Source organism: Cellulomonas flavigena DSM 20109, from assembly GCF_000092865.1.
In the GTDB taxonomy this organism is placed as follows: domain Bacteria; phylum Actinomycetota; class Actinomycetes; order Actinomycetales; family Cellulomonadaceae; genus Cellulomonas; species Cellulomonas flavigena.
The window spans coordinates 1,042,041-1,054,333 of the sequence record NC_014151.1; the positions used below are offsets into that span (position 1 = coordinate 1,042,041).

A 12,293-nucleotide genomic window follows, 5' to 3' on the forward strand; every position below is an offset into this window, starting at 1 on the left:
GTGATACGACGACCGGACATGCTGATCTCCTCCGTCGATCGTCTTGGTGCCGACGCCGTTTCCGATCTCGTTCGGTTGGTCGTCTCCTCGTTGCGTCCGCAATGGATCACGATCGACGCCTACGGCCGCCCTGATGACCAGGTCGAAGATGTCCGGCGACAGCTCGCCTCGCTTGCGCAGGGCACGGATCCCTCAGGTATTCGCATCAGCGCCGACGACGAGGCTGCAGTCGAGCTACTCGCCAGGTACGCGCCGTGGTCCGCTGACGTCGAGATCGGGGCCGACCGCGCAGGAGAGCCCGTACTTGAGATCGTCGACGGGGACACGGTGTCGATCGTCATGAACGCTTCCGCAGAGTTTCTGGTCGGGGGCCTTCTCGACCTGACACAGTGGGACGTCGTCCCTGCGCGCCCGCCGCTGGTCCGCAGGGTGTGGTCGCGGCTGGCGGGTAGGAAGTCCCGTTGAAGTGACCAGACCGGCCGGAGCGGGCGCGGACAAGTGCGGGACGTCCGACGCTCGCGACCCCACGCAGAGAAGACGGGGCATGTTCCGCCACGTCGATGGGAGGTCGTCCATGCCGACAGGGTTCGGCCCATAGTCGGCGCACGATCCCTCGAGATGGTGGGCGAGCCGGGTGGGGGAGCGACCCCGAGCGGATCGACGCGCTTCGGACGATCTTGCGCGGGCTGCCGTGAGGACGCTCGCTCAGGTCGCGGTCGTCCAGGACTGTGGCGAAGGCATCGATCCCCACCGACTGGTCGGTCGGCAATATGATCGGGCCTGGAGCTTGACCCCTGGTCGTCGTGCACGGGTCGTCGTTGACGATCGCGCGTGACCCTGCCGGCGCTGTGACGCGGCTGGGTGGGGCGTTCCCTGGCGGTGGCTCTCTGAGCGACTCCGTGGTGCGGTCGCAGACGGGGCGCATCCTGAGCGGGACGCTGACGGACGGCTCGGTCCAGGAGAGGTCGTCGTACTGGTACGACGGCGCCGGGCGACTGGTGCGTGCCGTGATCCCGCGGCACGACCTGTCGTACACGTTTGCGAGCAGCGGTGGGTGCGGTGCGAACGTGCGCGCCGGGCTCAACGGCAACCGGATGGGTTCGACCGACGTGCTCGACGGCGGGACGCCGACGACGGTGCGCTCGTGCTTCGACAACGCCGACCGCCTGACGTCCACCACGGTCACCGGTGCGCCCTCGGGTGCCACCGCGGTGTCGCGGACCGTGACGGCGTCGTCGATCATGTACGACGCCACGGGCAGCACCACCGCGTTGGCGGACCAGCGGTTCACGTACGACGCCGCGGGGCGCCATGTGTCCACGTCGGCCGGGGACGGCACGGACGTGACGTACGTGCGCGACGGGAGCGACCGCATCGTGGAGCGCACGCAGACCGTGGCGGGGACGACGTCGGTCCAGCGGTACGGCTTCACGGGGCCCGGGGACTCCCCGGACCTCGTGCTCGACGCCGCGGGCGTGCTGGTCGCCCGGACGCTCACGCTGCCCGGAGGGGTGCTGGTCAACCTCCCGGTCAGCGGAGGCGCGCGCTGGTCGTACCCGAACGTGCACGGCGACCTCGTCGTCACCACCGAGGCCGCCGGCGCGCGGATCGGGGCGCGGGCGAGCTACGACCCGTTCGGCCAGCCGATCGACCCGGTCACAGGCCGCATCGGCACCACCGCAGCCGACGACGCGGTGCCCGACACGCTGCCCGGGGACGGGGACAACGCCTGGGTCGGCCAGCACCAGAAGCTCTACGAGCACGCCGGGCCGCTGGCGGCCATCGAGATGGGCGCGAGGGTCTACCTGCCCGGGCTCGGGAGGTTCTTGTCCGTCGATCCCGTCGAGGGTGGCGTCGACAACGCGTACGCGTACCCGGCCGACCCCATCAACATGTTTGACCTCGACGGGGAGGCGGCCATCGCCATCCCGGTGATCGCGGTCGTGCTCCTGCTCGCGGTGGCCCTTGCCGCGACCGTCGTGCTGTGGCAACACTGCGTCGTCAACGGGCGCGGGGTGACGTTGCCCACGACGGTGTCGATCCCCATGCCCCGGTCCGGCACGAAGACTGCGAAGGACCAGAAGGGTGCGAAGTACCTGGTGTACGAGATTCACACCGCGAAGAGCGGCACGACGTACGAGTACGGCATCTCCCGTGCGGGTGGCTCCCGTCCGCAGTCACAACTCGGGAAGTGCGCCAAGTACTTCAGCCAGGCATGTACGTGGTCTGCGCGCGCCACGCGCCGGGGGTGGGTGGCGGCTCGGCCAAGGAGGCGTCGCTCATCCGCAGCTACGCGGGCAGGCACGGGCACTGCCCGCCCGGACAGTTGACGAGCTGCCGATGACGAACGGTGTGCGAGCGATCTCGCGTGCGAGGCTCTTCGACCTGCTGGGCACCACGGGCGGGACGATCGACCTGGACAGCCTCGACACGCTGCGTGGGGCGTTGCGCGAGCTCCCGGTGCGGACGATCGCCGGGTTCCACCTCGCGCTCGAGCGGGAGCTGGAGCGCCTCGACCCCGCCCCGCTGTGCCACGACGACGGGACCGGTGCCGTCGGCGACGGTCTGCGTGCGCTCCAGCTGGCGGTCGTCGCGCGCGGTCAGGGGGAGGTGGACCGCGTGGCACGCCGGCGGGATCCGGTCGTCGTGACCTACCCGCCCGAGTACGCCCTCGAGCTCGCGGAGGTCGCATTCGAGGTGTGCGAGGAGAAGGGCGAGGACTGGCCTCTCGTCGACACAGGTGACCTCTACGACGACGACGGACAGGTCGAGGTCGTCTCGGTCTGGTTCGAGGCGCAGCCCGTCCCTCATGACGCCTGCAGCCAGCGGGTCGCCGAGCTGCTCGCGGTCTGGGACGGGAACCGCGCCTATGCCGACGCGGTGCCGGCCTGCGGCCTTCGGGCCTTCCGGTGCGCCGGCGCGATCTACTGGGAGGACGCGCTGTGGGGCCCTCCCGGCACGCGGTGGAGCGCGTCCCAGGCCGCAGGTGTCGTCGAGACGCACTTCACCCTCGACGTCACCGAGCTGCCGGTCCGCGACGCGGCGGCCGGAGAGCGGTACGTCCGCGACCTCGTCGACCGGTGCGCGCGCCGCTGGGGGCTGCCCGACGCCGACGAGGTCTTCGGCCCGGAGGATGCCCCTTAGCCCGATGCCGTCCGACATCGGGTCGCCGCGTCGGTCGACGGGTCGACCCGGAGCGTCCTACACGTTTCACCTGTTCCACCGCGTGCGCCCGCACCGTTAGCAAAGCCGCACCGAGATATGTCGAACGGAAAGTCCGGAAAGCAAAAACATGAAGATCGCCTTAGTCATGGTGGGCGCGAGAAGCCGAACTTCAAGGAGAACCCGAACAAGAGGCGCCGGTGATGGAAGACGCTGCTGATGGCGCGAGTGCGTCGGTCCTGAGGTCGGACCTGCGCACACGCTGGGCCGCCGCCGCGAGGTCGGGCGACCTGGACGAGCTCGTCGACCTCGGGGTCGAATTGGCCGATGCCGGCATGCTTGAGATGGCTGCTGAGTGCTTTGAATCGGCAGCCCGACTCGGCGACGCGGTGGCGTCATTCAACCTGGGCAACACGCTGCGTGCTCTGGGCCGTCCGCAGGAGGCGGCGGCGGCGTACGAGGTGGCGATCGACCGCGGGGAGACCGACGCGCTGCTCAACCTTGGTCTCCTCCTGATTGAGGCGGGGTCGTGGGGCGAGGCGGTCGCGCACCTTCGTCGTGCGGCGGACGGCGGGCAGCACCACGCTTGGCATCCCCTGGGGTACGCCCTGGTCCAGGTGGGCGACGTCGAGGGCGCCCGCGAAGCGCTGGTGAGATCCGCTGAGTCTGGAGACGCGGACGGGATGGTGACGCTGGCTGTGCTTCTTCGCGGGGCGGGTGAGGAACGTGCTGCCATGACGTGGCTGAGGGCGGCGGCAGCGGCGGGTCATCCGTCGGCTGCCGGGCAGGCGGCAGCCTGGATGTGGGAGGTCAGGCGTGACGTGACGCTCGAACCGCAGCTCAGGCGCGGTGCCGAGGAGTCGCCGGATGCGCGGAAGGCGCTAGCTCAGTTGCTCGAGTCGACCGGTCGGGCGCAGGAGGCGATCCGCGTTCTCGAGGAGGACGTCGCTCGGGGAGGAGTGCAGCACCTTCTTCATCTCGGGAACCTGTATCTCGATGCTGGCGACTACTCCCGGGCTGCTGAAATGTACGAACGAGACATCCAGACTGGTGATCCTTTGGGCTACCACAATCTCGGTGCACTGCTCGAGGAGAGGGGTGACATCTCGGGGGCGATGGAGCAGTACCGCATCGGCGCGTCTTCGGGGGACTCGCTGGCGCTCCAGGCGTACGAACGGCTGCGTACCGACCGGTAGTCCGCGCGTGGAGTCCGACGACCACCTCGTCCGTCGGCGTCCGTGTCGTCGTCCTGCGACGGCGCCGTCCCGGTCCTGCGACGGCGCCGTCCCGCCGGGCCGCGTGCCGCGCGCGGGCGTAGTGTCGCGCCGGGTCCCGCGCCGGGGCCCCGGTGACCGCGCCCCGTCCGGCGCGCCCGACCGGAGCCTGTGATGACCGCACCCGGCGTCGACCTGCAGGGCCGCAGCCCGTGGAGCGTCCTGCCCCCGCTGTGCCTCGGGTTCTTCATGATCATGGTCGACACGACCATCGTGAACATCGCCGTCCCGACGCTGCAGGCGGCGTTCGACGCGAGCCTGACGACGGTCGGCTGGGTGAACAGCGCCTACCTGCTGACGTTCGCGGTGCTGCTGCTGGTGACCGGACGGCTCGGGGACCGGTTCGGCCCCCGGCCCGTCTTCCTCGCCGGCCTCGTGGTGTTCACGCTCGCGTCGCTGGCCTGCGGGCTCGCGGGGACGGCGGGGCAGCTCATCGCGGCGCGGGCCGTCCAGGGCGTCGGGGGCGCGCTCATGACGCCGCAGACCATGGCGATGATCACCCGGGTGTTCCCGCCCCAGAAGCGCGGTGCGGCGCTCGGTGTGTGGGGGTCGGTCGCGGGCGTCGCGACGATCACCGGACCCGTGCTCGGCGGCCTGCTCGTCGAGACCGTCGGCTGGGAGTGGATCTTCTTCGTCAACATCCCCGTCGGCGCCGTCGCCCTGTGGCTCGCGGTCCGCGCACTGCCGGACCTGCCGACGCACGACCGCACGTTCGACGTGCCGGGCGTCGTGCTGTCGGTCGTCGGGCTCGGCCTGCTGGTCTTCGGCCTCCAGGAGGGCGCGACCTACGAGTGGGGCACCATCGCGGGCCCCGTCTCGGTGCCGCTCGTCATCGGCGCCGGGGCGCTCGTGACCGGGGCGTTCGTGCTGTGGCAGCGGCGGCTGGGGGAGTCCGCGCTGCTGCCCCTGCGGCTGTTCGTGCACCGCAACTTCGCGCTCGCGAACGCGGCGGGCGCGGCCGTGTCGTTCGCGATGACCGGCATCTTCTTCCCGTTCACGCTGTACCTGCAGCAGGTGCTCGGGCTCTCGCCGCTGCACGCGGCGCTCGTCGGGCTGCCGGGTTCGCTGGTCTCCGGGGTGGTGGCGCCGTTCGCAGGGCGGCTGTCGGACCGCGTCGCGGGCAAGTGGGCCGTCGCCACGGGCTTCTCGGTGCTCGCGGTGTCGATCGGGGTGCTCGCGACGCAGGTGCAGCCGGGGGTGCCGCTGTGGCGGTTGGTGGTGCCGATGCTCGGGTTCGGCGTGGGCACGGGCCTGACGTTCTCGCCGCTGGGCAACCTCGCGACGACGGGCCTCGACCAGCGCACCGCCGGCGCCGGCGCCGGGGCGTTCAACACGACGCGCCAGGTGGGTGGGGTCATCGGGTCGGCCGTCGTCGTCGCGGTGCTCACGACGCGGCTCGCGACCACGATGCCCGCCGCCGCGCGGGACGCCGCCGCGGGGCTGCCGGCCGACCTGCGCGAGCCGTTCGTCGAGGGGGTCCGGCAGGCCGCGGCCGCAGGGCTGGGCGCCGCGGGCGGGGTCGACGTGCCCGACGGCGTGCCCCCGGACGCCGCCGCCGCGCTGCGTGCCGCCGCCCGTGCGGCCGTCGACGCGGGGTTCGCGACGGCTGCCGCCCAGACGCTCGCCGTGACGGTCGGGGTGCTGGTCCTCGGGGCGCTGTGCGCGTTCGCGATGCGTGGTCACCAGCCCGTACCTGGCGTCGCGCCCGCCGCCCGCGTCGCGGACGCCGCGGGCTGACGCCGCACCACGACGGTCCGCGGGTCAGCGGGCCCCCACCCGCAGCACCTCGCCGAGGTCCTCGCGCCGCCGCACGGCCTGCTCGACGAGCACGGCGACCAGGAGCGCCACCGCGAGCGTCGCGGCCGCGAGCAGCACCGGCCACAGGACCGGCTCGACGGGCACGGACCCGGGCGCCGCGGTCACCCACGCGAGCCCCAGCGCGTCACCGACGAGCACGGGCAGCGCGAGGCCGATCACGGCGCCGCCGAGCAGCCCGCCGACCACCAGCGGCGCGAGCTCACCGAGCGTCGCCCACCGCGCCGTCCGCGCGTCGAGACCCAGCGTGCGCAGCGTCGACAGCGTGCGGCCCCGCTCCCCGGACGTCGCGACCACGACGAGCGCGAGCGCGACCACCGCGAGCAGCGCGAGCGCGCCGACCGCCGCGAGCAGCAGGGCGGTGAGCGCACCGGGGATGGGTGCCCGCGACCACTGCTCGTACCAGCCGTCGCGCGTCGTCACCGTCACGCCCGGCAGGTCCGCGAGGCCCGCGTCGGCCACGGCCTGCGCGGCCCCCGGGCCGGCGACCCACGCCCGGGTGACCGGCGGCATCTTCTCCGCGACGGGCGCGAGCGTCGCGGCGTCGACGACCGCGACCCCGTCGTCGCCCGTCACGGACGCCCCCGCGGCGCGCGCGTCGACGGGCGGCGCGCCGCTGTCGGGGGTCAGCGCGGTGGTGCCGACGACCTCGGTGTCGACGTGCCGCGTGTAGACCTGCAGCAGGAGGTCCTGCGTGCGGCCCAGACGCGGCAGCAGGTCGGGGTCGACGAGCACGGGCACCAGGTCGTCCGGCCCGAGGCCCCCGGGCACACGCAGCGCGTCGAGCCGCGGGTCGACGGGCAGCCCGACCGCCTGGCGCACGCGCGCGAGCTCGGGCGCGTCGACCACCAGCACGGTCGCAGCCAGGTCGAGGTCGCGCCCGATCGTGCGCTCGGTGAGCTGGGCACCGGTCGCGACCGCCGTGACGCCCGGTGCGGCGCGCAGCGCGTCGAGCGCCGCCGCGGCCCGGTCGCTCTCGAGCGCGCCGTCGACGCGCACGTCGGCCCCCACCAGCCGGTCGGCCGCGACCTGCTGGCCGTCCCGCACGTTCTGCACGAGCACACCGCACAGCACCATCAGCGCCACGGCGACCGTGACCGACACGAGCGGCAGCAGCGACGTCGCGGCCCGCTGCGCGCGGGTCGCGGCGAGGGGGCCGGCGAGGCCGCGGGTCCGCGTGGTCCAGCGGCCGACGGCACGCACCACCGCGGGCGCCACGCGCACCACGGCGAACGACGCGGCGACCGCGAGCAGGAACGGCGTGGACGTGAGCAGCGGGTCGGCCGAGGCGCCCGTCGCGGGCACCAGGCCCCGGCCGCGCAGCGAGACCAGTGCGAGGACCGCGACGGCCACCGCGACGAGCTCGACGAGCAGGCGGCGGGCGGCCTGCAGGCCGGCGAGCCGCGCCCGCTCGCGACGGTCCGCCGGGACGCGCCGGCCCGCCCAGGCCGCGCCCGCGGCGCGCGCGGCGAGCACCGCGGGCGCGGCGGCCGCCACCAGCGTCACCGTGACGGGCAGCCAGGTCCCGGCGGCGGCGCGCGGCAGCCACACGGTGACAGCGGTCCACGCGACGGCCGCGGCCAGCGCGGCCAGCGGCAGCGACTCGACCGCACCCCGCAGCGCGACCGACGCGAGCGACGCGCCCCGGGCCCGCTCGCCCGCGAGGTGGGTGCGGCGGCGCTCGACGAGCAGAGCCGCGGCCAGCACGAGGCAGCAGGCGGCGGTCGCCCCGAGTCCCGCGAGCACGAGGGCGGCCTGTGCGCGCGCCGCGCCGAGGTGCGCGGCGAACGCGTCGAGCACGGCGGGCAGACCGCTCGACGCGCCCTTCTCGGTGGTGAGGAACGACACGACGTCGCGGCGCAGCGACGGGACGTCCGCCGTCGTGATCCGGTCGACGTCCGGCAGGGCCAGCGCGGAGCCGGGCAGCCGCCCCGTGCCCATCACGCGGGCCATGTCGCTCACGGCGTCCGGCACGACGTACAGCCCGACGAGCAGGGGCGTCTCCTCGGACGTCGGCGTCGCGACCGGGCCCAGGAGCTCGGGGACGCGCGCCCAGTGCGGGTCCTGCGGGTCGACGGCCTCGTACAGGCCGGTGACGTCGACGGTCTGGTAGCTGGTCCGCGTGCCGATGCGCAGCCTGACCGGGGCGAGGGTCGGGTCCACACCGAGCTCGCGCGCCGCGTCGACGTGCAGACCGACCTGCACGGTCGGGGGCCGCGGGTCCTCCGGGGTCCCGGGGTCGGCCGCCTCGGGCACGCGACCGGCGACCCAGCGGACGGGGTCCGCGGGGTCCGACGGCGTGCTGACGGTGACGAGACGCGTGGCGAGCACGACGCCGTCCGGCCCGCCGTCCGCGAACGCGCTGCGACCGTCGAGGACCGTGCGGTAGGGCGCGGAGCGGCCGACAGCGGTGGCGGGCAGCATCAGGTCCACCTCGGCGTCGATCCACCGCGCCTGCTGGACCAGCTCGTCGAACGGTGCACCGGGGGGTGCGGCGTCGCTCGGCGAGGCACCCCGCAGGGTCACCCCGGCGTCGGCGCCGGCGTGGGCGACCGCCGTGCGCAGGGCCTCGTCGGCCGTGCGGTCGAGCAGGCGCGGCGCCGCGAGCAGCGCGAGCAGCGCGCCTGCCAGGAGCAGCGCGGTGCCCAGCAGCAGGCCGGCGTCCTGCCGGGCGCGGCGGCGCGGGAGGAGCAGCGCGGCCCCGGTCGTCGCGCGGGTCCGCGTGGCGAGCACGGTCATCGGTCGTCCCCCATCCGCAGCGCGGCTCCCGACGTGCGGCGCACGCCGAGCACGGCGACGAGGGCGGTGACGGCGCACGCGGCGGCGACGACGCCGAGGGTGCGCAGCGACTGCGTTCCCCAGCCCCACACGAGCCAGGGCTCGGGTGCGGGCGTGCGGCCGTCGGGCGACATCGTCAGCAGCGGGGCGACCGCGGCGGCCAGCCCGTAGCCGGCCGCGAGCCCCGCGAGGGCCCCCACCGTGACGAGCAGCGTGGTCTCGGCGAGCAGCCCTCCGACGAGCCCGGCACGCGAGGCGCCGAGCGCCTGGAGCCGTGCGAGCTCCAGGCGGCGCGAGCGCAGCGACGCGGCGGCGACGGCGCCCGTGCCGACGAGCACGAGCAGCACGGCGGACACCGCGACCAGCGACACCGCGGTCGGGACCGCGACCCGTACGGGCCCGGTGAGCGCGTCGTGCCGCTCGGCCGCCCGTGTCGTGACGTCGGCGTCGACGCCCGCGAGGTCGGCGGCGAGCGCAGCGGTGGTGGTCGCCGGGGCCGCGACCCACCAGGAGTCGAGCAGGTCCGTGCGGCCGCCCGCGGTGAGCACGGCCCGCGAGAGTGTCGTGCGGTCGACCACGACCCCGATCCCGCGCGGCACGCCCGGGACCTGCTCGACGAGCCGCTCGACCTGGAGCGGGACCGACACGCCGGCCACCGTGATCGTCAGGCCCTGCCGCGTCTCGAGGACGTCGAGCACCGACTCGCTCACGGCGGCGGGCACGGTCCGGGGGAGCGGCCACGCGGCGCTGAGCACGCGCACCGGCGGGGTGCCCCACGTGTCGACCTTCATCGTGCCGGTCACGTGCCACGCGCCCGGGGCACCCACCGGTACGAGCTCCGGGGCGCCCACGGTGCTCTCGCCCTGCGTGACGACCCCGGTCCAGCCGTCGAGGCGCAGCGGCACGGGCTGCGCGGGTGCCTCGTGGACGTCGAGCTCCCTGCCGATGCCGGCCGAGCGCGGGACCGCGCGCAGTGACGTCAGGGTGGTCCGCACGGGCACCAGGCGGGAGTCGGTCGTCAGGACGCTCTCGGGCTCGTGGACGCTCACGGTCAGGTCGGTTGCCACGACACGCAGCCGGTCGGCGACGGGCACCTCGAGCACGACCTCGAACGGCCTCCCGAGCGGCGCGGTGCGCGGCGGGAGCTGCGTGAGGACACCCTGGTCGTCCTCGACGCCGAGGCCCAGCACCGCGGTGCCGCTGAGGAAGGGGTCGGTGTCGACCGAGCCCGTGAGCACGAGCCACTGCGTGCCGGCGGGCAGCTCGGTCCCGACGGTCGTCGACGGCTCGTCGGCGTGCAGCCCGGCGACCACCTCGCGCCACGGGGTGGTCGAGCGCCCCCGCAGGTCCTGAGGACGGGACGCGTCGAGCGCGACCAGCCTGCCGCCGACCCCGCCCGTGTTGCCCCGCGGGCCCATCCCGACCACGCGGTCCGTGACGGGCTGGCCGTGCGCGTCCGGGTACGCGGCGGTCGCGGCGGCGAGCGCGGCCGACGCGGCGAGGGGGTCCTCCTCGATGGCGTCGGCCCGCAGGTCGGTGCCCAGCGCGAGGTCGACCTGCTCGACCTGGGACGTGCGCCAGGTCGCCGCGAACGCGGCGCTGAACGTGCCGGCCGCGACTGCGACGACCACCACGAGCACGGTGCCGGTGGCCACCGCGGACCGCCGTGCCACCTGCCAGGCCGCGAGCGGCAGCACCAGCGAGCGGGCGCCACGCGCGAGCCGTTCGCCGGCGCGCGCGACGGGCGCGACGAGGCGCAGCGCCACCGTCGCCGCCGCGAGGCACACCAGCGCGGGACCGGCGACCAGCACGGGGTCCAGCCGCGGGCCGTCGGCGCCGCGCGTCAGCGGCGAGCCGTAGGCGACGAGCTGGCCCAGCGCCAGCGCGCCCAGCACGAGGAGCGCGAGGTCACCGCCGACGCGCAGCAGTCCGCCGTGCACGGAGCGCGACGTCGACCCCGCGGTGTGCCACGCGGGCACGCACAGCGTGACGGCGAGAGCGACGGCGATGGCGCCGCAGGCGAGCAGCACGCCGCCCGGCACGCCCTCCGGCACGGTGTAGCCGGCCTCGGCCGGCGGGCCCGAGCGGGTCACGACCGCCAGCGCGCCGCGCGCGAGCCACGGGGAGACGAGCCACGTGAGGGTCGCCAGCACGAGGGCCTCGAGCAGCACCGTCGAGCGCAGCTGCGCAGGAGACGCGCCGCGGGCTGCGAGCAGCTCGGCCTCCCCGGCTCGCCGTTCCGCGAGCAGGCGGGCCGTCAGCAGCAGCACGGTCGTGGCCAGCGTGCCCAGCAGCAGGCCGATCGTCACCACCGCGGCGCGCGTCACCACCAGCTCGCGCCACGTCGCGTCGATCGTCGTGTCGACGTCCGTCTGCAGCCGTCCGCTGACGGGGCCGGTCAGTGCGTCGGAGAGGATCCGCGCGCCGTCGTCGACCTGCGTGCGCAGCGCCGCCACCGCGTCGGCCGTCGACGCGGCGAGGTCGGGCTCGACCACGAGGTAGGCGGTGTCGACCATCTGGGGCCTGGTGAGGACCGCGGGGTCGACGACGAGCGGTCCCCACGCGGTGGTGCGGATCAGACCGGCCGACCCGGGCAGGTTGAACCCTGCGCTGCGTCCCTGGCCGCGCAGCCGGTCGCGCGACCAGGCGCTGCGCGGACCCGCGGGCTCGTGGGTCCCGACGACGACGAACGCGTCGCCGTGCTCCTCGCCCCACGGCCGGGCGTGGACGGTGCTGCCGACCTCCCACCCGAGCGCCTGCGCGGCGACGACCGGGACGTTCACCTCGACGCGGCCGTCCGCGTCGGTCGAGGCGGCGGGCCAGCGTCCGCTCGCGAGGCGCACGAGGTCCTCGTCGTCGTGGGGGAGTGCAGCGAGGTACGTCAGCTCGGGTGGGACGCCGAGCTCGGTCGGCAGCGCGCGCAGCCCGCCGATCAGCCACGTCCGCTCGGTGGTCGGGACGTCCCCCGTGATGCGGGCGAGGCCGTCGCGGGCCCTGTCGAGCGCCGGCTCGACGTCGTCCCCGCGCACCCACAGCGTCGCCTCGAGGTGCGTGCGCTGCGGGTCGAGCCGGCTGATGGCCTGCGGCACGGCGTCGCGCTCGGCGACGTGCAGCAGCCCGGCGAGCAGGCCGACGAGGGTCGCGGACGCGACCGCCACGAGCGTGACGACCAGCACGACCGGGGCCTGGTCCTGACCTCGGCCGCGCAGCAGCCGGCCACGCCATCTCATGGTGCTCCCTCGTCGTCGGTCGTGCGGGGTGGGT

Annotated in this window: 7 protein-coding genes; 5 read left to right on the top strand and 2 right to left on the bottom strand. The window is 74.9% G+C overall.

All coding sequences use genetic code 11. The annotated features are described in order from the left end of the window. Positions 1 to 18: 18 nt before the first annotated feature. The 5 genes from CFLA_RS04765 to CFLA_RS04785 all read left to right on the top strand — a co-directional run bounded on the left by CFLA_RS04765 (position 19) and on the right by CFLA_RS04785 (position 6,173). On the top strand, positions 19 to 465 hold the full coding sequence (locus CFLA_RS04765; RefSeq protein ID WP_043598796.1) for a hypothetical protein: 447 nt from the start codon (positions 19 to 21) through the stop codon (positions 463 to 465). 437 nt (positions 466 to 902) lie between these two features. Further along, a complete protein-coding gene (locus CFLA_RS04770) occupies positions 903 to 2,330 on the top strand; it encodes an RHS repeat-associated core domain-containing protein (RefSeq protein WP_148234285.1) in 1,428 nt (475 codons plus the stop codon). A 10-nt stretch (positions 2,331 to 2,340) separates the two neighbouring features. Then, positions 2,341 to 3,144 carry a hypothetical protein gene (locus CFLA_RS04775; protein ID WP_013116191.1) on the top strand — a complete coding sequence of 268 codons (804 nt, stop codon included), beginning with the start codon at positions 2,341 to 2,343 and terminating at the stop codon, positions 3,142 to 3,144. 221 nt (positions 3,145 to 3,365) lie between these two features. Further along, positions 3,366 to 4,358, top strand: a complete 993-nt coding sequence (locus CFLA_RS04780; RefSeq protein WP_013116192.1) for a tetratricopeptide repeat protein — start codon at positions 3,366 to 3,368, stop codon at positions 4,356 to 4,358. Between the two features lie 192 nt (positions 4,359 to 4,550). Continuing rightward, positions 4,551 to 6,173, top strand: a complete 1,623-nt coding sequence (locus CFLA_RS04785; protein WP_013116193.1) for a DHA2 family efflux MFS transporter permease subunit — start codon at positions 4,551 to 4,553, stop codon at positions 6,171 to 6,173. A 24-nt stretch (positions 6,174 to 6,197) separates the two neighbouring features. Here the strand turns inward: CFLA_RS04785 and CFLA_RS18900 are convergent, their stop codons facing one another. Both CFLA_RS18900 and CFLA_RS04805 read right to left on the bottom strand, forming a co-directional pair. Further along, the gene (locus CFLA_RS18900) at positions 6,198 to 8,990 is read right to left on the bottom strand and encodes an FtsX-like permease family protein (RefSeq protein ID WP_013116194.1); all 2,793 of its coding nucleotides are present in this window, start codon (positions 8,988 to 8,990) and stop codon (positions 6,198 to 6,200) included. After that, positions 8,987 to 12,259 carry an FtsX-like permease family protein gene (locus tag CFLA_RS04805; protein WP_013116195.1) on the bottom strand — a complete coding sequence of 1,091 codons (3,273 nt, stop codon included), beginning with the start codon at positions 12,257 to 12,259 and terminating at the stop codon, positions 8,987 to 8,989. Before CFLA_RS04805 ends, CFLA_RS18900 begins: the two co-directional genes overlap by 4 nt. Between the last annotated feature and the right edge of the window lie 34 nt (positions 12,260 to 12,293).

Excerpts from the sequence above, each read along its gene's own strand:
- CFLA_RS04765 (WP_043598796.1), top strand. The coding sequence starts at position 19 with ATGCTGATCTCCTCCGTCGATCGTCTTGGTGCCGACGCCGTTTCCGAT.
- CFLA_RS04775 (WP_013116191.1), top strand. The coding sequence starts at position 2,341 with ATGACGAACGGTGTGCGAGCGATCTCGCGTGCGAGGCTCTTCGACCTG.
- CFLA_RS04780 (WP_013116192.1), top strand. The coding sequence starts at position 3,366 with ATGGAAGACGCTGCTGATGGCGCGAGTGCGTCGGTCCTGAGGTCGGAC.
- CFLA_RS04785 (WP_013116193.1), top strand. The coding sequence starts at position 4,551 with ATGACCGCACCCGGCGTCGACCTGCAGGGCCGCAGCCCGTGGAGCGTC.
- CFLA_RS18900 (WP_013116194.1), bottom strand. The coding sequence starts at position 8,990 with ATGACCGTGCTCGCCACGCGGACCCGCGCGACGACCGGGGCCGCGCTG.
- CFLA_RS04805 (WP_013116195.1), bottom strand. The coding sequence starts at position 12,259 with ATGAGATGGCGTGGCCGGCTGCTGCGCGGCCGAGGTCAGGACCAGGCC.